This window comes from Lacihabitans sp. CS3-21 (assembly GCF_024343675.1).
Classification (GTDB): Bacteria; Bacteroidota; Bacteroidia; order Cytophagales; family Spirosomataceae; genus Leadbetterella.
Map to the genome: position 1 here is coordinate 39947 of NZ_RJUD01000015.1, position 23494 is coordinate 63440.

At 35.4% G+C, this 23494-nt stretch carries 17 protein-coding genes; 13 read left to right on the forward strand and 4 right to left on the reverse strand.

Features of this window, described 5'->3' with window-relative positions; translation table 11 throughout:
• Nucleotides 1-2: 2 nt before the first annotated feature.
• The 5 genes from EGI24_RS10485 to EGI24_RS10505 all read left to right on the forward strand — a co-directional run bounded on the left by EGI24_RS10485 (nucleotide 3) and on the right by EGI24_RS10505 (nucleotide 5768).
• Entirely contained in the window at nucleotides 3-524 is a 522-nt protein-coding gene (locus tag EGI24_RS10485) for a shikimate kinase (RefSeq protein WP_255048340.1), read from the forward strand.
• A gap of 109 nt (nucleotides 525-633) precedes the next feature.
• A complete protein-coding gene (locus EGI24_RS10490; protein WP_255048341.1) occupies nucleotides 634-2709 on the forward strand; it encodes a hypothetical protein in 2076 nt (691 codons plus the stop codon).
• Nucleotides 2710-2874: 165 nt separating this feature from the next.
• Nucleotides 2875-3936, forward strand: a complete 1062-nt coding sequence (locus EGI24_RS10495; protein WP_255048342.1) for an NAD-dependent epimerase/dehydratase family protein — start codon at nucleotides 2875-2877, stop codon at nucleotides 3934-3936.
• A 3-nt stretch (nucleotides 3937-3939) separates the two neighbouring features.
• On the forward strand, nucleotides 3940-5001 hold the full coding sequence (locus EGI24_RS10500) for an NAD-dependent epimerase/dehydratase family protein (protein ID WP_255048343.1): 1062 nt from the start codon (nucleotides 3940-3942) through the stop codon (nucleotides 4999-5001).
• Between the two features lie 29 nt (nucleotides 5002-5030).
• Entirely contained in the window at nucleotides 5031-5768 is a 738-nt protein-coding gene (locus EGI24_RS10505) for a glycosyltransferase family 2 protein (protein WP_255048344.1), read from the forward strand.
• A 66-nt stretch (nucleotides 5769-5834) separates the two neighbouring features.
• Here the strand turns inward: EGI24_RS10505 and EGI24_RS10510 are convergent, their stop codons facing one another.
• Complete coding sequence (locus EGI24_RS10510; RefSeq protein ID WP_255048345.1) at nucleotides 5835-7349, reverse strand: hypothetical protein; 1515 nt, start codon at nucleotides 7347-7349, stop codon at nucleotides 5835-5837.
• 88 nt (nucleotides 7350-7437) lie between these two features.
• On the reverse strand, nucleotides 7438-8754 hold the full coding sequence (locus tag EGI24_RS10515) for a hypothetical protein (protein ID WP_255048346.1): 1317 nt from the start codon (nucleotides 8752-8754) through the stop codon (nucleotides 7438-7440).
• A gap of 239 nt (nucleotides 8755-8993) precedes the next feature.
• On the opposite strand from EGI24_RS10515, the gene proS reads away from it, so the two are divergent.
• Both proS and EGI24_RS10525 read left to right on the forward strand, forming a co-directional pair.
• Entirely contained in the window at nucleotides 8994-10466 is a 1473-nt protein-coding gene (gene proS, locus EGI24_RS10520) for a proline--tRNA ligase (protein ID WP_255048347.1), read from the forward strand.
• Between the two features lie 19 nt (nucleotides 10467-10485).
• On the forward strand, nucleotides 10486-10944 hold the full coding sequence (locus EGI24_RS10525) for a peptidylprolyl isomerase (protein ID WP_255048348.1): 459 nt from the start codon (nucleotides 10486-10488) through the stop codon (nucleotides 10942-10944).
• A gap of 70 nt (nucleotides 10945-11014) precedes the next feature.
• On the opposite strand, the gene EGI24_RS10530 is transcribed toward EGI24_RS10525, so the two are convergent.
• Nucleotides 11015-11974 carry a methylenetetrahydrofolate reductase gene (locus EGI24_RS10530; protein ID WP_255048349.1) on the reverse strand — a complete coding sequence of 320 codons (960 nt, stop codon included), beginning with the start codon at nucleotides 11972-11974 and terminating at the stop codon, nucleotides 11015-11017.
• Nucleotides 11975-12108: 134 nt separating this feature from the next.
• On the opposite strand from EGI24_RS10530, the gene EGI24_RS10535 reads away from it, so the two are divergent.
• The gene (locus EGI24_RS10535) at nucleotides 12109-12693 is read left to right on the forward strand and encodes a DUF3471 domain-containing protein (protein ID WP_255048350.1); all 585 of its coding nucleotides are present in this window, start codon (nucleotides 12109-12111) and stop codon (nucleotides 12691-12693) included.
• A 14-nt stretch (nucleotides 12694-12707) separates the two neighbouring features.
• On the opposite strand, the gene EGI24_RS10540 is transcribed toward EGI24_RS10535, so the two are convergent.
• Nucleotides 12708-14981 (reverse strand): TonB-dependent receptor, encoded by a 2274-nt coding sequence (locus tag EGI24_RS10540; protein WP_255048351.1) that lies wholly within the window; start codon nucleotides 14979-14981, stop codon nucleotides 12708-12710.
• Between the two features lie 188 nt (nucleotides 14982-15169).
• On the opposite strand from EGI24_RS10540, the gene EGI24_RS10545 reads away from it, so the two are divergent.
• The 5 genes from EGI24_RS10545 (at nucleotide 15170) to pgi (ending at nucleotide 23372) form a co-directional block, all read left to right on the forward strand.
• Nucleotides 15170-18364: an exodeoxyribonuclease V subunit beta gene (locus tag EGI24_RS10545; RefSeq protein ID WP_255048352.1), complete on the forward strand. Its 3195-nt coding sequence runs from the start codon at nucleotides 15170-15172 to the stop codon at nucleotides 18362-18364.
• A 70-nt stretch (nucleotides 18365-18434) separates the two neighbouring features.
• Complete coding sequence (locus EGI24_RS10550) at nucleotides 18435-20027, forward strand: peptide chain release factor 3 (RefSeq protein WP_255048353.1); 1593 nt, start codon at nucleotides 18435-18437, stop codon at nucleotides 20025-20027.
• A gap of 75 nt (nucleotides 20028-20102) precedes the next feature.
• Entirely contained in the window at nucleotides 20103-20849 is a 747-nt protein-coding gene (locus tag EGI24_RS10555; RefSeq protein ID WP_255048354.1) for an acyl-CoA desaturase, read from the forward strand.
• Between the two features lie 82 nt (nucleotides 20850-20931).
• On the forward strand, nucleotides 20932-21690 hold the full coding sequence (locus tag EGI24_RS10560; protein WP_255048355.1) for a glycoside hydrolase family 25 protein: 759 nt from the start codon (nucleotides 20932-20934) through the stop codon (nucleotides 21688-21690).
• 29 nt (nucleotides 21691-21719) lie between these two features.
• The gene (gene pgi / locus EGI24_RS10565; protein ID WP_255048357.1) at nucleotides 21720-23372 is read left to right on the forward strand and encodes a glucose-6-phosphate isomerase; all 1653 of its coding nucleotides are present in this window, start codon (nucleotides 21720-21722) and stop codon (nucleotides 23370-23372) included.
• The last annotated feature ends 122 nt before the right edge of the window (nucleotides 23373-23494 follow it).

The following is a 23494-nucleotide window of genomic DNA, read 5'->3' on the forward strand; positions in this document are numbered from 1 at the left end:
GAATGACGACAAATATTTTTATGTTGGGGATGCCATCCTCAGGAAAAAGTACCCTTGGAAGACAATTAGCAAAAGAATTAAATTATGATTTTATTGATTTAGATAAAAAAATTGAAATCTCCGAAGGAAAGAAAATTAATGAGATTTTTAATTTAGAAGGTGAGGAGTATTTCAGAAAACTGGAAACAGATCAACTCAAAAAAATCGAACCAGACACTAAATTAGTAGTGGCTACAGGCGGAGGTACACCTTGCTTTAACAATAACATGGCCATCATAAAAGGAGGTGGAATAAGCGTGTTTCTAGACGTAAAGCCCTACAAATTAGAAGAAAGAATGCGAAACTCTAAGAAAAACAACAGACCAATGTTTAGCTTAGAAAGCGATTCACTCATTGATACTTTGTTGAAAACTTACGAGTCTCGAATAGACATATACAAACAAGCAGATATTGTTATTGAAGGTGATACAGATGCCAACACAATTATGTGGATTTTGGATGCTCACTTTAGAACACTTAAGTGAAATAAGGCTTACTTTGGTAATTTTTTGGTGTTGCCTTACACATATTTCATTACATTGGAATTTTTTCACTTCAAGGTTTTAGTGTCCTGAATCTTTAAAATTATTGTTGATGAGGATATTAAATATACTTTCAGTATTTATTTTTCTGATTTTTTTGGCAGCATATTGTTATGATGTCTCGCTTAATTTTCAGAACTTTCCTATAGCTGACGACTACGAGGCCTTCTTTGACTTCAATAATAAGTTTTTTGCACTTAATGGTTTTTGGGAAAGAATAGGCTTGGTATTCTCGCAACATAATGAACACCGCATAGCTACGCTAAGAATAATTAACCTTACGTATTTTTATTTTTTTGGAAAGATTGATCTTGCCGTTTTTAGAATTATAGGTCTCGTTTTTTATGTTTTCTCTATGGTCTTCTTGTACCTAGAGTCAGAGTTTAGTGTTAAACGGTTCTATTTTTTTCTGCCTATTCCAATTTTGATGCTAAGTTTTGCCTATGCCGAAATTTATTATTTGGCTATGGAATCTCTTAGTCATTTTCCAATGATATTTTTTACGGTTGCAACTATTTACACAGCCATAAGTAAGAAATTTATTTTTTTGCCGCTTTTGTTTTTGTTCTTTGGTGTATTTTCCAATGGGAACGGAATATTGTTAATGCCCATAGTTTTTATAGGTTTGGCTTTCCAAAAAGAATTCAAGAGGTTGTTAATCTGGACCTTATTTTCACTGTTGATTTCTTATATTTATTTTCACGATTATGAAAGCGGTAAAAGTGTACTGAAGTTAGAAATAATTCCTTATTTATTTAAAGTTTATCCAATTTATATTGGTGGAATTGGCGGTTTTGGCTCTTTGAAAACAAACATGGTTCTTGGTATTGTGGCTCTTGCCCTAATCGTATATTTTGTGATTTTTAGAAAAGTATATAAAAAGGAATTAAGCCTAACTTTAATGATTGTTTTCTATTTGTTAACTTTTTTGATAATATCCATAAAAAGAAACGAATATGGTACTGAATTTTTGCAAAGAGGGGCTTATTTGATAAACAGTATTATGATTTTTGTCCTGCTTTATCTACTTTTTTTTAAGGAGTTTTTGAGGCCCTGGAAACTCGAAAATAGTTTTACAAAAGTTTCCTTATTTTTTTCATCTATTATCTTGGTAGGTTTTGCCTACCAAATAAAAAATTACAGAACTTGGATAGAAACACTCAAATATGATGAAGTATTAACTCGGAATGATGAAATGATGTATTTGGGAAATACATTAGATTTATACAAAGCTAGAAAAACCATTTATAATATTCCTTTGGTTTCAAATCATAGGATTGAAAATTTAGTGGAAAAGGGATATTTTGATTTAAATAAAATCAAAGAAAGTGTAGTTTCTCAAGTTTTTGATCCGACCAATAGGGAAATACGTATGGTTTCAGATGGATTTGGATTTGAAATAAAGAAAATTGAAGGTTTAGCAATAAAGGAGAATCCTTATATTAGAATAAAGGGTATTTATAGTGGAGTTTTTCAAGCCAAAAGCCTGAAATTGGGAATTGTTATTGAATCCAAAGGGAATAAATCTTATTTCCTAATTCCAGCATTAAATTCTCACCTCAGTTTTTTTCAGGTAGCTAAAGCCCAAACCGTTGGTTTTGATTTCTTATTGCCAAAGGAATATTTGCGAAATTTAGATGTTAAGATTTCTATTTTCAGACTAGAGGATAATGCAATAAAGATTTGTGGAAAATGGCTGTTATTAGATAACGACTTTGTTAATAACGGAAATATGACGAAGTCAAAAGTTAATTTGTTAACAGAAGGGGCTAGATTTAAGGAAGATACGGTCTCAAGACCGATTTTGGAGGAAGCTTTTAATTTGGATAATTTTCATGAGATTGTATTGAATCTTGCTAATCTAAAGCATACCAATAAATCAACTAAGTACTTCCTCATATTTCATGGTGAGGATGGAAGTAGTTTTTTAAGCGTTTTAAATCCCTACAAGACAGAGAAAAACAAGAATGTTTTTTATACTAAATTTGAGTTTGAACAAGTAAAAGAATATCTCAAAAAGCGTAATTCTGTTTTTAAACTTGATTTATTAGTTAATACTAATGACCAAATGTATGTATCGCATTTAGAATCTGTTTACTATTTCTATTCAAAAGATAAGGTTAATTAACCAAAATTTTATTCAAAGCCATGTATTTTGATGAAGAGAATGGATTTCCCTCATCCATTTTATTTGTTTTATGAGGGAGTATTGATAAATTTGCGTCCTATTTTAGAAGCATCCGCACAAATTTTTAAATAACTGGTTGATTTTATATATCGCAAATTTAATTAAATGATAATTGTAGTTACGGGAGGTGCTGGGTTTATTGGTTCTACACTTTGTATTAAACTCAAAGAGAAATACCCAAGTTACAAAATCATAGCATTTGATAATTTAAAAAGAAGGGGTTCTGAGTTAAACCTGATAGATTTTAAAGAAAAAGGAATTGAGTTTGTACATGGCGACATTAGAAATTCTGAGGATTTAAGTGCATTATCAGGTTTTGATGTTTTGATAGAGGCCTCAGCCGAACCATCCGTAATGTCAGGTCTAAATTCTGACCCAAGCTACGTTATAAATAATAATCTTTATGGCTCAATAAACTGTTTTAATTTATGTTTGAAACACAAGGCCAAGCTTATATTTCTTTCCACAAGTAGAGTATATCCCATAGCCAATATTGAAGAAGCAGCGTTTATTGAAGAAGAAACGAGATTCTCATTTTTAGATAATCAAAAAGAAAAAGGCATATCTAGCGAAGGTATATCAGAGGATTTTACACTTTTTGGTGCTCGGTCATTTTATGGGACTACCAAATTGTCTTCAGAACTTTTTATTCAAGAATATTCTTCTTTTTATAACCTCGAAGCAGCTATTACTAGGTTTGGCGTAATTGCTGGTCCGAGACAAATGGGCAAAACCGATCAAGGGGTAGTTACACTTTGGATGGCAAAACACTATTGGAAGCAATCATTGAAATATATAGGTTACGGTGGCCTTGGAAAACAAGTTAGGGATATCCTACATGTTGACGATTTAGTAGACTTGATTGATATTCAAATCCATAATATTTCAAAATTCACTGGAAAAGTTTTTAATGCCGGAGGAGGTAAAGGATCCAGTGTATCACTTTTAGAAATGACCAGCATTTGTGAGGAAATTTCAGGAAACAAAATCCCAATAGGTTCCGAAATAGATAACAGACCTGCTGATTTAAGAATTTATATTACAGATAATTCTAAAATTGAACGTGAAATCGGTTGGAGTCCCCAAAAAACTGCATCGCAGATATTCTCTGATATCCATCAATGGATAAATACAAATGAAAAGCAATTAGAAAATATTTTAAAGTAAATTATGAATATAGCTATAGTTACCGGTTCTGCTGGATTAATTGGAAGCGAATCTGTAAGGTTTTTTTCTGATAAAATGGATTTGGTTATTGGAATAGATAACGATCAAAGAGCCTATTTTTTTGGGAAAGATGCTTCTACTGAAAGAAGTAAGAATGAATTGGAAGAAACTATTCAAAATTACAAGCATTATTCTATTGATATCAGAAATTATGAAGCTTTAAAAGTTGTTTTTGAGCAATATGGTGCTGACCTAAAGCTGATAATTCATACTGCTGCACAGCCAAGTCATGATTGGGCTGCCAAAGAACCGTTGACAGACTTTACTATAAATGCAAACGGGACACTCCATATGCTGGAACTTACACGCTTATTTTGTCCGAAAGCGGTTTTTATTTTTACATCTACTAATAAGGTTTACGGGGATACGCCAAATTATTTGCCTTTAATTGAACAAGATAAGCGATGGGAGATTTCTGAAGATCATGCTTATTTTGAGCACGGAATAGATGAAAACATGAGCATTGACAATTCCAAGCATTCACTTTTTGGGGCTTCCAAGGTAGCCGCTGATGTGTTGGCTCAGGAATATGGTAAGTACTTTGGTATGAATGTGGCCGTGTTTAGAGGAGGATGTTTAACAGGTCCAAATCACTCGGGTACACAACTACACGGATTTCTCTCTTATTTGATGAAATGTGCCGTTACTGGTAATCACTATACGGTTTTTGGATATAAAGGTAAGCAAGTAAGAGACAATATACATTCCTATGACCTTGTAAATATGTTCTACCATTTTTATATGAACCCTAGGCATGGAGAGGTTTATAACGCAGGTGGTGGTAGACATTCAAATTGTTCTATGACAGAGGCAATCGAGATTTGTGAATCCATAACTGGTAATAAAATGAATTATAGTTATGCAGAAGATAATAGAATTGGGGATCACATTTGGTATATATCCGATGTATCTAAGTTCAAAAATCACTACCCTGAATGGAATTATAAATACAACCTGAACGATATTCTCGAACAGATTTTTTCTCAGCAAGTAAAACTGAAATAATTGTTTTTTTTCAATTAACCCAAACATAAGTGAAGCTAAGTATTGTTATTCCTGCTTACAATGAAGCAGAGTCTATTGGTGAAACCATTGAAGAATTGGTATCTGTTCTTTCTCAAAAACAGTTAGCCTACGAGATTTTAGTGGTGAATGACAATTCGAAGGATAATACACTTGAGGTTTTGGAGGCTCTGAAATTAAAATATCCTTCGCTAAATTATGTTACCAATGCAGGACCGAATGGTTTTGGCTATGCGGTAAGATTTGGACTGGAGCGTTTCTCTGGTGACTGTGTGGCTGTTATGATGGCAGATTTATCAGACTCACCACACGATCTTGTGAAGTTCTACGACACCATGTTAGCAGGTGACTATGACTGTGTTTTCGGTAGTCGGTTTATGAAAGGTGGTAAAACCATCGATTATCCTGCCGTGAAAAAAGTAATAAACAGAGTTGCGAATGCCATTATAAGAATGGTAATGAATATTAAATACAACGATACTACTAATGCGTTTAAACTCTATAAAAGGCATACAATAGAAGGTTTAAAGCCTTTTTTGTCACCACATTTTAATCTTACGATTGAACTTCCACTGAAGGCAATCATTAGGGGCTTTAATTTTGCGGTTGTTCCTAATTCATGGACAAATAGAAAATATGGAGAATCGAAACTGAAAATCAGAGAGATGGGAAGTAGGTACTTCTTTATATTGATGTATTGTTTTATAGAGAAATATTTTTCTCGAGGAGATTTCGAGAAGAAATGGTAAATATTATAGACAAAAAGGCGATTTTGAATTTACAAAATCGCCTTTTTTAATGTTATTTTTTACATATCAGAAAAACGTTCCGAAACTGATTCCTACCGTTCCTTTGGTTTGCTTCAATGTGGCTGATTCATAGTCGGTTTCATTGCTAAGGTTATAAGGCGTAAATGCAAAGTCTCTTGAAGTTCTTGAATAAGATATATCTGCAAAGAATCTGTTGTTTCTTACGCCTGCACCAAGTGTTCCAATTAAAGACGAACTCGTGTTATAAGCATTACTATTTTTTCTAGGATCACCCAAATAATTTAGTCCGGCTCTAACTCTCGCCACTCCAAATCTTAATTCGCCGCCAGCCTTAAAATTAATCACGTCTTTAAACTCGCTTTGAATACCTCTTTTTTGGTCAGTGGACCATCTGTTATCTTCTTTGTCTTTGATATTCATCATGTTATAGCCAACATACTCTGCTTCTATACTTACTACACCTAGTTTTTTGGGTAAAAAAATTGAAGTACCCAAGTTAGCTTTTAAAGGGGAAGAAATTCGATATTTAAAATCATTAGGAACAGTAAATAACTCTTGCTCGTCAGATTCAAAAGTATTTGGTTTTTGGTCGTAAGCTACATAAGAAGTATATGTTTCATTAACCCGCATAGAAGTTGGGCTAGTAATATTTGCTCCAACCCTTATGTTGTCGCTTAATTTCATAATAGCACCGACAGTCAAGTTCAAGCCAGTTCCTTTAACAAGAAGTTCATCTCCGAATGTAAAACCATTGAAAATAACACCATTAGGGAATTTTTCAGTCAAGTCAGTTAATTGACTATAGTTTAAATTCTGGATTCCTAATGAGGCTCCAATATAGGTTTTGTCATCGTAATTGATTCCATAACCCACATTTATTTGACCTAAGTTACCTGCTTCTGAAACATTGCCTTTTTGATCAACTGGAGTTGAAAGTTCTGAAGCTAAATAACCACCTCCTTGAATTGGGTCAATCAAATAAGCTTGATACGCCAATGCGGTGGTATTGCTTGCCAATCTTGTCGTTGTATTAAATTCTTCGTTTAGATTTTCTGAGCTTATACCTCTTTGCGTAGCTCTTTCGGCAAAGTAATCAGAGATGGAGCTTCGTTTGTTAGAACCACTATAAGAATAGTCGTTGTTGAAATTCGCCAGCGTATTGTATGAGATACTCCAAGCCGTTCTCTTTTTGCGGGTTCCAACACCTCTATTGCTAAAAACCACTCCAATTTGACCAATGTTCATATTGGAAGCACTTAATTTTGTCGAATTATCAATGTAATTCGAAGTGGTATTTGTAGTCGTAAAAATCGGACTTATGGTAAATTCTGATTTATTATAAAATCCCAGACCCGCTGGATTTATATATGAACTGCTCAGGTCACCGCCTAAAGCTGTAAATGCCCCGCCCATTCCTTGTGACCTTGCTGAGCCGTAGTTGCCATAAGAATAGAACTTAAGAGCTTCTTCTCCATAAAAATGACCATTAAGCGATAATTGTGCAAAAGAAGAAGATATGCCTAAAGTGAATGCTATTGCTCCAAAAATTAACTTTTTCATATTGTTTTAATTAAAAAAGGATAAAAAAATCCCCGCCAACAACAATTGGTTTATTAGCGGGGTATAAAATTTGAATTTGTATTAAAAATTATCTTGGTCCTCTAGATGATCCACCTGAACTAGATCCACCACTGCTTCCTCTTGAGCTAGATCCTGAACTACTCGAACTAGAACTACTTGAACTCGAGCTAGAACTTCTACTCGGACTAGAATAGGTTGACGATCCTCTATCATAGCTAGGTGAGCTGTAAGTGTTGCCCGATGATCTGCTTGCAGATGGACGCGTGTAAGTATTGCCTTGAGCAGCATTGTTTGTGCTTGCACTTCTTGAGCTATAATTACTCGATCCTGAGTTTGATGATCTGTTGTAAGAGTCATAACTCGCAGGCCTTCTTGTACTCGGATTGTAAGAATCTGTCGAGCTATTGCTTGATCTAGAGTTTGAGTAAGTTGTTCTAGTGCTGCTATTATTAGCATTGTTTGAAGAGCTATTACCTACCCAAGTTCCATTTTTTCTATCAGCTAAAACTCTTTCTCCATTAGTCGGAGCGTTAGCGTTTCTAACGGAGCTTGAGGATCTACCGCTAGAGACATTAGCTGATGGCTTGTTGGTGTTAACAAATCTATCATTGTAGTTAGAAGAATTTCTGCCAGCTTCTCTAGCACCAAATGTTCTGCTACCATTTCTATATGCATTTTGAGCAACAACTGATTGATTGTTATAGTATGGTCTGTAGTTATTGTAGTAACCGCCGCCATAATAGTCATAAGGGCTGTAAAAGCTATTATATCCCCAAGGAGAATAGAAACTGTTGTAACCCCATGAGTTGAATCCCCAAGGGCTATATGCCCAAGAGTCCATCATCCATGGGTTGTTCCATGAATTATAACCCCAAGGAGAGAATCTGTTCCATGAATTCATGCCCCAGCCACCACCAAATCCATAAGACATATAAATGCCCGAATTGAACGGAGAGAATGAATTAAAACCAAATCTGTTAAAAGGTGAATTCCAGCCCATTGCTATTGGTTGACTCCAAGAATAGTCCGTCCAGCCTTGGCTATATCCATCTGAATAACCGTCTGAATATCCTGGTTTTGAACTTAACTTTCTTTTATAATCACGTGTTGTGATATAATCTTCGGAATAATATTCATCAGTGCTTTCAAGTACGTCTCCATTGTCTAACCTATCGTACTCGTCTTCATAAGGCAATTGCTGGGTATTTACACCATTGTTTTTGTTGAATGGTGTATTGGCGGTAGCAACTATTGGAGCTTGAGCAGCGTCTGCTGATGAAGCATACATGTCATCACTTTCTCCATTTGTGGGAATAGACTTGTTAGTACAAGAAGCAATAAAAATGCTTGCTCCCAATAACAAAACTGAACTTTTAAGTTTCATAATTTTTTTAGATAAAAAGGTGTCCCTAATCTTATATTCTTAGACGCTAAAAAGCATCAAAAGGTTGTGTTTTAGACTTAAATATTTTCTTAAACATTCTAAGTGAAATATTTCATTACAAAAATAATATTAAAACTTATCTTTGCAACCTTAATGGCTGTTGTTAACAAAATAATTAACAAAAGATTTTATAAGTAAAATGCAATTTTTACTTCTTATATTAAAATTATTATAGAAAAATGTCTAAAGGACTTCCGAAACGTAGTGAGAATTACTCAGAGTGGTACAACGAACTCGTAAAAAAAGCTGATTTGGCCGAAAACTCGGCAGTAAGAGGGTGTATGGTTATCAAACCCTATGGGTTTTCTATTTGGGAAAAAATGCAAAGGGCACTTGATGATATGTTTAAAGAAACTGGCCATAGCAATGCCTATTTTCCCTTATTTATTCCTAAGTCTTTCTTATCTAAAGAAGCTTCGCATGTGGAAGGTTTCGCGAAAGAATGTGCGGTGGTTACGCATTATAGGTTGATAAACGACCCCAATGGCAATGGTGTAATAGTCGACCCCGATGCAAAACTGGAAGAAGAATTGATTGTTAGGCCTACTTCGGAAACAGTTATTTGGAATACCTATAAAAGTTGGATACAGTCCTACAGAGATCTTCCTTTATTAATTAACCAATGGGCAAATGTGGTACGTTGGGAAATGCGTACGCGTATATTTTTAAGAACAGCTGAGTTTTTATGGCAAGAAGGCCATACTGCACATGCTACTAAAGTTGAGGCGGAGGAAGAAACTTCCAGAATGCTAGACGTTTATGCCACATTTGCGGAAGAATGGATGGCATTGCCGGTTGTTAAAGGTCAAAAAACAGCGAATGAGCGTTTTGCTGGGGCAGAGGATACACTTTGTATAGAAGCCATGATGCAGGATGGAAAGGCACTTCAAGCTGGTACCTCACATTTTCTTGGTCAAAATTTTGCAAAGGCTTTTGACGTAAAATTTCAGGATAAATCTGGTGCTTTGGAGTATGTTTGGGGAACTTCTTGGGGCGTAAGTACCCGTTTGATGGGAGCTTTAATAATGGCTCACTCTGATGATTTGGGCTTGGTGTTACCTCCTAAATTGGCTCCTATTCAGGTCGTTGTCGTTCCTATTTTCAAAGGTGATGAGCAATTGGAGCAGATTTCTGAGAAAATAGATCCAATCTTGAAAGAATTGAAAGCCAAAGGTATTTCTGTGAAATTTGACAAAGATGACAAAACTAGACCAGGTTGGAAATTTGCCGAATATGAACTCAAAGGTGTACCAGTAAGAGTAGCAGTAGGCATGAGAGACTTAGAAAGTGGTACAGTAGAAGTAGCAAGAAGAGATAATCTATCAAAAGAAACGGTATCGATTGATGGCATAGCCCAATATCTTGAGAATTTACTAAACGATATTCAGGAAAATATTTATAAAAAGGCATTTGATTTTAGAACTGAAAATACTTTCGAAGTAAATACTTGGGACGAATTTACTGCCAAAATTGAAGAGGGTGGATTCCTTATGGCTCATTGGGACGGAACATCTGAAACAGAGGAGAAAATCAAAGAATTGACTAAAGCAACGATTAGGTGTATTCCACTCAACAGTAAGGAGGAGAATGGCGTTTGTGTTTTAACTGGCAAACCCTCAGAAAGAAGAGTGATTTTTGCAAGAGCATATTAACAAGTAAATAAATATAAAAATGGTAAAAGTAGGGGATATCGTTTCACTTCATTATAAAGGGACTTTAAATGACGGAACTATATTTGATTCATCGGAAGGAAGAGAGCCGTTGGAGTTTGAAGTTGGAAGTGGAATGGTGATCAAAGGATTTGATGACGGTGTAATGGGGATGGCCATCGGAGAGAAAAAAGACATTCATATTGGAGTTGAAGAGGCTTATGGACCTGCAAATGAGGAAATGATCTTCAAGTTTGACAAAGCTGGTATTCCAGGTGATGTGCCTTTGGAGCTTGGTGGAACTTTAAATATGCACGATGGACAACAAGCTATTCCTGTGGTTATCAGAGAAATAGGGGAAGACTATGTATTGATGGATGCTAATCATCCTTTGGCTGGTCAAGAGCTTAATTTTGCTTTGGAGTTGGTTTCAATCAAAGATGGAAACAACCTTGAGGTAGAATTTGAAGATATCAAATAGTATTTGGCATATATCCATAAAAAAAGGAGTCATGTGACTCCTTTTTTTTGTTTTTAAGTTTTGTATTTTTTTAAAATATTTCTTTCGCAACAGCCATCGTAGTAGTAGACTTACTCATCGTGTAGAAATGTAGGGCAGGAACTCCAAATTTTATCAATTCTCTGCATTGAGTGATGCACCATTCTATACCAATTTTTCTCGCATCTTTATCGTCTTTAGCCTGCCTAACCGCTTTATCAAACTCCGAAGGCATTTCCAAGTAGAACAATTTTGGAAGAATATCCAATTGCTTTTTGGTTGAAAGGATTTTTAAACCTGGAATAATTGGTATATGAATATTATTTTCACGGCATTTGTTTACAAAATCAAAATACTTTTGATTGTCAAAAAACATCTGCGTAACCAGATATTCGGCACCTGCATCCACCTTTGCCCTTAAATGGTTAAAATCTATCTCGTGGGATTCGGCCTCAAAGTGTTTTTCGGGATAAGCAGCAGCTCCGATACAAAAATTGCTCTTTGATAGATATTCCGAATCTTCATGGAGATATTTTCCATGATTCATGTCTTTTATTTGGGTAATTAATTCAGCGGCAAAAGCATGGCCGTCAGTTTTGGGCTTAAAAGTACTGAAAGGCTTTGCATGATCACCTCGAAGGGCCATCACGTTTTCAATACCCAAATAGTTTAAGTCAATCAACAAATCCTCAGTGTCATCTTTAGTAAATCCGCCACAAAGAACGTGAGGAACTGCATCAACATCGAATTTGTGCATAATGGCTGAGCAAATTCCTACAGTCCCGGGTCTTTTCCGAGTTTTTATTTCTTTTGTGGAGCCATCTTCAGATTTTACCGAAATATACTCTTCTCTATGGTAGGTAACATCTATAAATGGGGGTTTTATTTCCATCATAGGTGATATGTCGTTGAGCAATTCATCTATTTTTCCACCTTTGGCAGGAGGAATTATTTCAATAGAAAATACTGGTTTGTCATTTACTTTGGCTAAGTGTTCTACAACCTTTGGCATTCTTAAAATTAATTGATTTACATACAAAATTATGCTTTTTATAAATTTTTCTACAGAAATAGACATTTAAATAAACCAAAAATCTAATTTTGGATAAATTATCTAAAAACCTTAAATTTTAATACTTCAAAAAGATGAAAAAACTGTTTGTATTTGTGTTTATTTTAACTCTTCCATTATTTATTACTGCTCAAACTGCCAACTTAACAGACTATGTTGGAAGCTATAAGTTTGAAGGGGCACCTTTTGAAAAAATAATTGTCAGCATGGAAGGTGCAACGCTTTTGGCAGAAGCTGAGGGTGTAGGAAAGGGCGAAATTTTTTCTTCAAAAAACAAAGATGAATTTACTGAGCCGAACAACAATGCAGTTTTGATGTTTAATCGAGATTCGAATGGTCAAGTAATTTCGTTAATCGTAAAAGTTCAAGGTACAGAGTTGAAAGGTGCAAAAGAAGGCGATGCTAAGTCTGAATATTTGGGCAAATACAAATTTGCAGCAGACAGTGCGGTGCCTTCAATGACGGTTTCACTTAAGGAGGGAGAACTTTTTGGCGAAACAGATCAAGGCTCAGCAGTTCTTAAGCCTACTGCTAAAAAGGATGTTTTTAGTGTGGTTGGCTATGATGGTTCTGCTGAATTTATTAGAGATACTGCTGGGAAAATATCAAAAGTAATCTTGAAAGTACAGGATATGGTTATGAATGGAGAGAAACAATAAGCTCTCTCCATTTTTTAAAATTCGATTCTGTAATTCAGCATCGGAATCATGCCCAATTGATATTTAGGTGTAATTTTCTCCAAAAATGCATCATAGTATTGGTAAGCTAGATTTTTCTGTCCAGTAAAATTCTGGATATCTATTGATATTGTTCTAGAGAATTTATCTTTCGATTTTTTGAAATATACCCTCAAATCCGGTCTGAAATAGTCCGGATTTTTTTCTATCAGTGGTTTTGCATAATTGTAGATAGTACTTTTAGATACAATAGATGCTGCTTCAAGAATTTCATAATTTCTAAATCCGCCCAACCAAGCAATTCTTGTATTAAGACCTATGAATTTCCCTGGAGATTTTGTCCACTCTTTTCCAATGGTCAAGTTCACAATGTGGTTTCCACTAAATCTAGTTTGGTAATACTTCTTGTCAAAGGCCAGGAATTCGGCTTTGTAAATGGTGGTATTTATCAATGCAAAAAGACCTTTACTCAAATATTTTCTGTAGTTCAGTTCTATACCATAGTTTCTGCCTTGATTGTTGAGGTTGCTAGCATCCGTCGAAAGTTCTACCACCGTGTTTTCATAACCATTCAAAACCGACAAATATTGGTTATTTGAAACTGGCGTATTGAATAAATTCTGATAAAAAACTTCTCCATAAAGTTCTTGATTCTCAGATAGTTGATATTGATATCCTAAGTTGAAATGATGTGCTCTAACAGGTCTGTAAGGCAATGCAAAGGCATTTTGATTAGAAGATTCATAGCTATGTAGACCATAAGATGCCTTTAATTCAAATTTGCTAGTTAGGGCATAAGCCAAGCCTAACCTAGGTTCTAAATATGTTTTCTCGCTCAAAGTGTAATGTGGCAAAACCAAACCTACATTGTAACTGAATCTTCTCCTTTCGTTGTTCGTAATCCGTACAAAAGGCTGCACCATTAATCCATCAAAACTGTAGAACGAATCGCCACTGTTTTGGAAATTAAACTCATTGAAATAATGATTAATATTAACTCCTGTTTTTAGAGCAAATAGTTTGTTCAAATTACCACTTACGATGCTGGAGAAACCCACAATATTCCTTGCTTGATAGGTATAACTGATGTTAAAAGCCGGGTCCGTTTTGTATGCGTCTCTTAGGTTTTCTAGTCCGGAATTGGCCAATACAGTTTTGAGGTTCCATTTTTCTGAAAATTTGATATTGTGTTTAAGGCCAACTACGCCCATTCTGCTGTAGAAATCTATGTTGTTAAAGTCTTTCTCAGACTCCCAGAACTTTTCATCTGAGTTGGGAACATATTCATTGGAGGAGTTGCCGCCCATACCAAAAATCATAAATGTACCCATACGTCGAGTTGGAAAGTTGAAATTGAATGCCAAATCTTGAAATTTGATACTTTCTCCGCCAAAATCAATACCCATCAAGCCCAATAAACCTGTGAAAGAATATCTATAGTTAAACAAATAGCTACTTCCCTTGGCCTTATTTAGTGGCCCTTCAGAGGATAAATCCACGCCGATAAGTCCGATTTGAGCTGTATGTTGAAACTTCTTATTATTGCCCACTCTGTAGGTCATGTCCATCACTCCTGCCAGTGTATTGCCATATTCGGAAGGGAAAGCTCCAGTTAGAAAATTCATGTGTCCGAGCATTTGGGCAGATAAAATGTTTGTTCCGCCCCCTGTCTGAGTTGGTTGGTCTGAGAACGTACCCGCATTGCTCAAATGGTTGGGATTTACAATTTCTACGCCCTCGAGTTTCCATTGCATACTTTCTGGCGTATTGCCCCTAATAGCCATTCCGTTGGCTTGGTCGTTGGTATTGGCAACTCCAGCAAACGAAAACACCAACCTAGCAGGGTCAAAAAAAGTAACTGGGAATCGCATGATTTGCTCAAAAGTAATGGTATTTATACTCGTAATAGCGTTGGACATATTGGGAGTGGCAGCAGTAATAACCACTTGCTCAAGCGTTTTGCTGCTCGCTTGCATTTCCAAGTCCAATATGATTTCTTTTGCATTTTCAAGTATCAACTCCTTTAATATCAGTTTTGTAAAACCCACTGAGGTTATTTCTATTTCATGACGACCAAGTGGAACGTTTTCTATTATTGCATGGCCTTTTTCATCTGCAATACCAGCCAATTGCGTATTTTTTATAAAAACTGTAGCACCTGAAATTGGAGCTTTGGTGTTTTGATCTTTTAAGTTTATTCTTACATTTTGGACTTTTTGTGCAAAAGTTGATACTGAAATGAGCGTGAGTACCAAGTATAAATATTTCATATTACGGATGAATTTTTTAGTCACAAATATAGATTCAAAATAACTAAAAAGGTTTGAATAGCTTAAGAATTAGCTTGTCTGACATGATTTTCTTCCTAGTATTTTCATTTTGTTTTGGTTCAAATTCAGAATTAAACTCCATTTTTGGTTTATTTTGTACCTTTGATTCTTTCTCTAAAAACGCATTTATGTCACTATTCAAAATTTATGGTTCTTCTGCTGGTTCAGGCAAAACTTTTACGCTGACCAAGGAGTATTTGAAATTGGTTTTGAATGAAGAAGATCCGAGATATTTTCAGCGAATCTTGGCCATAACGTTTACCAACGATGCCGCTAACGAGATGAAAGTGCGAATTTTGAAGGCATTGAAAGAAATATCAGAAAATGAAGTTTCCGATTCTTTGATTTTTAGAATAATAGCTGAAGAACTTCCCACAGTTTCAGCTGAAACTTTAAAGAGTAGGGCGGTGGCTATTTATTATGAGATTCTCCATGAGTACAACGATTTTGCTGTTAAGACTATCGATAGCTTTGTAAATCAAATAGTTAGCTCATTTACATTTGATTTAGATTTGCCTTTTAACTACGAAATCAATCTGGATCAGTCCCAGATTTTGAGCGAAGCAGTGGATAATCTGCTTGAAAAAATAGGGAAAAATCATGATTTGAGTCAATTGCTTTTGGATTTTGCTTTGAATAAAATAGAAGAAGACAAAAGCTGGAATACTTTGATTGATGAAATCAAACAGTTTGGAACCAATATATTTGAAAATGAAGGTTCTTATTTGATTGAGAAAAATCTGGATTTGAGCTTGGCCGATATCAAGAAAATTAAAGGGCAAATCATAGCTTTTCAGAAAAGTGTTCTCATTAGAATTAAGGAATCTGCACAAAGCGGCTTGGATTTGATTTTTAGGAGTGGTCTGACGGAAGAGGATTTTTCCTACAAAAAATCTGGTGTTTTTGGTTTTTATGAAAAATTGGCCTCTACACCGGAAGATTTGTTTTTCTCAGATACGCCCTATCCCAAATCAAGACATATTGATGCTTTTGAAAATGGAAAATGGTATGGTAAAGCTTCACCAAACGGTGGCATTATAGATGGCATAAAAAGCGAGCTGGTTGATGTTGCGAAAAAAATATTAGAACTAAAGACGGATAAATACTATATACTTAACGAAGTAAATAAAAACTTACTTAAAATTCCTCTTTTGGCCATGATAAAAGAGGAAATGGACATCATAAAATCAGACAGGAATGAGGTGTTTCTGTCAGAATTTAATAAGAAAATTCTGGATATAGTGGTGAAAGAGCCAGTGCCGTTTATTTACGAGCGTATAGGTGAAAAATACGACCATTTGTTGATAGATGAGTTTCAAGATACTTCTAACATGCAGTTTTTTAATCTTTTACCTTTGATTGATAACGCCATTTCTAAAAACAAGGCAAACTTGATTGTGGGTGATCCCAAGCAAGCCATATATAAATGGCGTGGTGGGAATATTCAACTGATGATTGATCTTATTCAAAAGAATGTTTCTGGATTATTGGCCAATATTGAAAGTGGAGAAAATCAGGCTTTTCAGTTGGAAAACGTGACTTTTTCAGGCTCAGTTGAAAGTCTAAACGTTAATTATAGGAGCAAAACCGAAATCATCAACTTTAATAATTCGTTTTTTGACACGGTTGTTCAATGTAATTCTTCAGAGTTTCCGCTGGTGGAAAGTGTTTTTTCAGATTATTTTCAAAATGTTCCTCCAATTGCCAAAGAAGGCGGTTATGTAAGTGTGGAGTTTATAGAAAAGCAAACATCGTCTATTTTAGAAAAAGTGCTTTCTCAGGTAAATCAAATATTGGATGATGGTTTTAAACCTGGCGATATTGCCATATTGTGTAGGCGTAATTCGGAAGGTTTTGAGATAGCTGATTTTCTTCAAAAGAACGGTTTTGAGATTAATTCTGTGGATTCGCTCAAAATATGGAAAAACTTAGAGGTGAGTTTCCTAGTATCTACTTTAAAGTTTATTCAGCAGCCTGATGCCGTATTTTCGAGGTTTGAATTTCTTCAGTTTTTTAAATTATTACAACCACAAGCTTTGCAAAACCTTGACTTGAAGGAACTCTGCAAATTACCACTGGATGATTTTTTGTCGACCTTAGGAATTGATATAGCCAAAGTTTTTGAAAAAGATTTTTACTCCGCAACGGAGTACTTGATCGAGAAATTTGAGCTTTTAAGTAACAGCAGTTCAGTTAATTACATCTTTACTTTTCTAGATGTTTTGCTTCAATTTTATCATAAAAAAAGCAAGAATTTGGTTGACTTGTTAGCACATTGGGAATTAAAAAAGGAGAAGTTCTCCATAAATAATAAGTCGGAAAATGCCATCACTGTCACAAGTATTCACAAATCCAAAGGCTTGGAATACCCCATTGTTATCTTGCCGTATCTCAATTGGAACACCAGCCCGAGAGTCGGATCGGAATTGTGGGTAGATATTAGTATGCTGAATTACAGTGAGTTGGCTTCTGGGGAAAAAACTCTTCAGGCTACTCCTTTAAAAGTAAGTCTAAAGAAAAACATAACTTTTGGACGAGATATTTTAGAAACTCACGAAGAACTTATTTTTATAGAAAATCTCAATATGCTCTATGTGGCTCTGACAAGACCTGTGGAGCGGTTGTACATTTGGTGTCATTTCAAAGTTGGGGCAAAAGGAATGTCAGTGGATGGCTTAGGAAGTATGTTTCAGGATTTTTTACTTCAGAAAGGGCTTTTAAATATTGGTCAACTTCAATATGGTTTTGGTCAAACTAGCCTAAAAATTCAAAAGACTGATTCGGAAAATATCGAAGATGTTTATAATGTTGATTTTAATAAAATATTTGAGAAGGAATTTCCTCTAAAACTTAAGACGGAATCAAACTTCAGATCTTTGGAAAGAGAGCAAAAGATAACTTTGGGTAATTTGATTCATGCTGCTTTTGAATTGATAAAAACCAAAAGTGATATTGAAACAGCACTTCAAAAGCTTTCGGCAGAGGGTTATTTGGATGAAATGCACCATGCTTTATTGGAACATAAAATTCTCCAAGTAATAGAAAATGACGAAGTATCCCAGCTTTTCTCAGAAAAAGCGTTGGTGAAAAACGAGATAGAGATATTGTCGAAAGGTCAAAATGTGCAACGGCCTGATAGGATTGTTTTTGTGGCGGACAAAGTTTATATACTGGATTATAAAACTGGCGAAAAGACCTTTCAGCATCGCAAGCAAATTCAGAATTATGGTTATTTGATAGGCCAAATGGGCTACAAAAATATCCATTTAATAATAATTTACTTAGAGCCTTTCGAAATTGTTAAATTTCCTTTGGCGGACTAAATTACTTAAATTGTGTTTTTTCAAAATATTATCTTCGTAAATTGCAGAGAATTTACAAAATAGATAATAAGTGTCATTTATTTCAGAGTTAAAAAAGAGGAGGACTTTCGCTATAATTTCTCACCCCGATGCCGGAAAAACCACGCTCACAGAGAAACTTTTGTTGTTTGGTGGAGCCATACAGACGGCCGGTGCTGTAAAATCTAATAAAATCAAGAAAACTGCAACTTCCGATTTCATGGAAATCGAAAAACAAAGAGGTATCTCGGTGGCTACATCGGTGATGACCTTTGAATATGGCGGTCGTAAAATCAATATTTTGGATACTCCCGGTCACAAGGATTTTGCCGAAGATACTTACCGGACACTAACGGCCGTGGATAGCGTCATTTTGGTGATTGACTGTGTAAAAGGTGTTGAGGAACAAACCGAAAGATTGATGGAAGTTTGCCGAATGAGAGATACGCCTGTAATCGTTTTTGTAAACAAAATGGACCGTGAAGGCAAAGACCCATTCGATCTTTTGGATGAATTGGAACAAAAACTTTCTATAAAGGTACGACCAATCACTTGGCCCGTAAACATGGGCTCTGATTTTAAAGGAGTGTATCATTTGCTGGAAAATCAAATGAATTACTTCAAAATAAACAAGACCAAACTTGAAGATGAAGTAAAAGAAATAGCACTCGATTCACCTGAACTTGATGCAAGTGTTGGTCAAAAAGACGCTGCTCAGCTTAGAGAGGATGTGGAAATGATAGAAACCATTTATGATGATTTCAATGAAGCAGACTATTTGGCGGGAAGAATTGCTCCCGTGTTTTTTGGGAGTGCTGTTAATAGTTTTGGGATAAAGGAGCTTCTAGATTCATTCTGCAAAATAAGCCCAGAGCCTATTTCAAGAAATACCAACCTAAGATTGGTGGAGCCAACTGAAAACAAATTCACGGGTTTTGTGTTTAAAATACATGCCAATATTGATCCGAGGCACAGAGACAGGATTGCTTTTTTGAGGATTTGCTCTGGAAAATTTGAGCGTGGGAAATTTTATAAACACGTGAGATTGGGTAAAGATATGAGATTTTCAAATCCTTACATGTTTATGGCAGACTCAAAGAACGTTGTGGACGAGGGATTTCCTGGCGACGTCGTCGGACTTTACGATACCGGGAACTTTAAGATAGGGGATACGCTTACAGAAGGTGAAGCGTTGTATTTTACTGGTATTCCTAGCTTCTCCCCAGAGTTGTTCAGAGAGGTAATCAATACCGATCCGATGAAATCTAAGCAGTTGGAGAAAGGCGTTTCCCAATTGGCAGAAGAAGGCGTTGCACAGTTGTTTACTATGCAGCCGGGTAATAGGAAAATCATCGGAACTGTGGGCGAGCTTCAGTTTGAAGTTATTCAACACAGATTATTGCACGAATATGGTGCATCTTGTCGTTTTGAGGGTAAGCCTTATTCAAAGGCCTGTTGGATTACGAGTGACGACAATGAGAAGTTGAATGAATTTATGCGTTTGAAATCCAACTATATAGCTTTGGATAAAGATGATAACCCAGTTTTCTTGGCAGAAACAGACTGGATTTTAAGAATGAACAAGGAAAATAACCCCGAGATTGAATTTCATACTACATCGGAATTTAAAGTTGCCAATTCTTAATTTGATGTGACTTTTGTCATTTTTTAGCTTATTTGAGTAGAAGTATTTTTGTGTTTTAATTTAATATAATTGTTGATGGCTATTTTAATTTTCTTTATTTCTCATTGGTACCTATCTCTTTTTGCCCAAACCTTTTTCTTGCATAGGTATGCGGCACATAAAATGTTCACGATGAGTCCACGAATGGAAAAACTCTTCTATTGGTTGACATTTATTTTCCAAGGCTCTTCTTTCTTAAGTCCTTATGCTTATGGAGTTATGCACAGGCTTCACCATGCATTTGCAGATACTGAGCAGGATCCACACTCTCCAAGTTTTTCGAAAAACTTGTTTGATATGATGTGGAAAACAAAAAACTATTATCAAGAAATTGTTCACAAGGTAGATACGATAGAGGCGAAATTTAAAAAGAATGTTCCTCATTGGGAGTTTATGGAAAAACTAGCAGATACTTGGGTTTCAAGAATTGGTTGGGGTGTAGCATATACTTTATTCTATTTCTACTTTGCCGAGAGCTATTGGGTGTTTTTGTTATTACCTATTCATTTTTTGATGGGACCAGTTCACGGAGTAATCATCAACTGGTTTGCTCACAAATATGGTTACAGGAATTACGAGGTAGACGATACTGCTAAAAACCTTTTGCCAGTGGATGTATTGATGATGGGAGAATCCTATCACAACAATCACCATAAGTTTGGCGGTAGAGCCAATTTTGGGGTGAAATGGCACGAATTTGACCCGACTTATCCGATAATTAAAATATTAGATAAGCTGAAGCTTATAAAGCTGAAGCCCAATAATGACTTAAATTATATGTAAAAAAAAGCCAGCTTGCTGGCTTTTTTTATGTTCAATTACATATTCTTTTTGTAACTTTGTTTTGAAACGAGCCTTTCTATACATGTTAAAAACCTTTAAACATACTTGGCGATATTGGTATATATGTACAATCATTGGTTTGATTGTTATGTATCCAAACTTTGTGAGTGATGGCCAAGGCTGGGAGTTTGACAAGGAGTATGGTGTTGAAATTCCTGTTAAATACCAGATTCATGGAATAGATATTTCAAGGCACAATGGTCTAATAGATTGGAAAAAAATCAATGATGACAGAGTAGAAAACAATCTCATCAAATTTATAATTATCAAAGCCACAGAAGGAACAGACTTGGTAGATGCCAATTTTGAGACCAATTGGGCTTCTGCAAAAAATGCTGGTTTTGTTAGAGGAGCATATCATTTTTACACCACCTACACCGACCCTAAATTACAAGCACTCAATTTTATTATTAATGCCAAACACGAGAAAGGTGATTTTGTGCCTGTTTTGGACTTTGAAAAAAATGGGAAAACGAGGGCAGAAAGAAAAGCACTAAGTAACAATGTAAAGATTTGGCTAGAAACAGTAGAAAAATATTTAGGTGTAAAACCAATAATTTATACCAATAAACCCATTTTTAGAGAATATATAAAAGGAAAGCTCGATGAATATCCCATTTGGATTTCAGACTATTCTTCCGAAAATCTTAATAATTTCGATTGTAAAAATCTTATACTTTGGCAGCATTCCGCTACAGGTAAGGTGCCAGGAATCAAAGCCGATGTAGACTTTAATGTATTTATGGGTACACCCCATAAATTCCAAAAGTTTTTACTTTAATTTTAAAATATTACCAAAGAAAATAATTTATGTTAACATCCGTAAAATTTGATCAGACCAAGTCATTCAAAAAACTAAAAAACCACCACAAAACCATTTCTAAAGCTACCATCAAAGATTTTTTTTCTGAAGATGCAAAACGTTTCACGAAATTCTCCTTAAAGTTTCAGGATATACTTTTAGATTATTCTAAAAACAATATCAATGGCCGCACGATGGTGTATTTGAATGAACTTGCTGAGGAGTGTAACCTTGGAGATGCTATTCAAAAAATGTTTGATGGTGAGGCGATAAATGCTACCGAAGGACGTGCTGTGCTGCACACTGCTCTTAGAAACAGAAGTAATACGCCAGTAATTGTTGATGGAAAAGACGTTATGCCTGATGTAAATAGAGTTTTAGCTCAAATGAAGGCTTTTTCAGAAAGCGTAAGGTCGGGTGAATGGAAAGGTTATACAGGTAAAAAAATAACAGACATTGTAAATATTGGTATTGGTGGTTCGGATTTGGGTCCGGTTATGGTTACTGAATCACTGAAATCTTATGCAAAAAAAGGTTTGAACGTACATTTTGTTTCCAATGTAGACGGTACACACATTGCAGAGACTTTGAAAGGACTGAATCCTGAAACGTCATTGTTTATGATTGCCTCCAAGACATTCACTACGCAAGAGACCATGGCCAATGCACATTCAGCAAGAAATTGGTTTTTGGAAACTGCTATGGATGTTGAATTTGTTAAAAAGCATTTTGTGGCTATATCTACGAACGCCAAAGGAGTTTCTGAGTTTGGTATTGATACCCAAAATATGTTTGAGTTTTGGGATTGGGTAGGCGGTCGTTACTCACTTTGGAGTGCCATAGGTCTTTCTATAGCTTGTTATATTGGGTTTTCTAATTTCGAGGCATTACTAGATGGTGCTCATCAAATGGATTTGCATTTTAAGAATACTCCTCTGAAACGTAACGCTCCTGTTATTCTTGGCTTATTGGGTATTTGGTACAATAACTTTTTTAATGCTCAGTCGCACGCCATTTTGCCTTATGACCAATATATGCACCGTTTTGCGGCGTATTTTCAACAAGGAGATATGGAATCCAACGGAAAAAGTACGGACAGAAATGGGGATGAGGTTAATTATCAAACAGGACCAGTTATCTGGGGTGAGCCAGGTACCAATGGACAACACGCATTCTATCAGTTGATTCACCAAGGAACCAAGCTTATACCGGCCGATTTTATAGCTCCAGCAGTAAGCCAGAATCCAATTGGCGAGCATCATAAAATGTTGATGTCTAACTTTTTTGCTCAAACAGAGGCTTTGATGAATGGAAAAACCAAAGAAGAGGTACAAGCTGAATTTAAAAAAGCAGGTAAAAGTCAAGCGGATATAGATTTTCTAACTCCTTTTAAAGTTTTCAAAGGAAACAGGCCGACGAATTCTATTCTTGTTAAGAAACTCACACCAAAAGTATTGGGTAGTTTGGTGGCTATGTATGAGCATAAAATATTTGTTCAGGGTATTATTTGGAATATTTTCTCATTCGATCAATGGGGAGTGGAGCTTGGAAAACAGCTTGCCAACAAGATTTATCCTGAATTGCAGGACGATTCGGAAGTGTCAACGCACGATGTTTCGACCAATAATCTTATCAATACCTACAAAAAATGGAGAAAATAGGGCCTCGGCTCTATTTTTTTTTGTATTATAGTTTCAATTATTACTGAAAAAATAAAAATTTTAAAAAATTTTGGTTATTTATTTGGAAGTATAAATTCAATAAATTAAATTTGATTCATCTT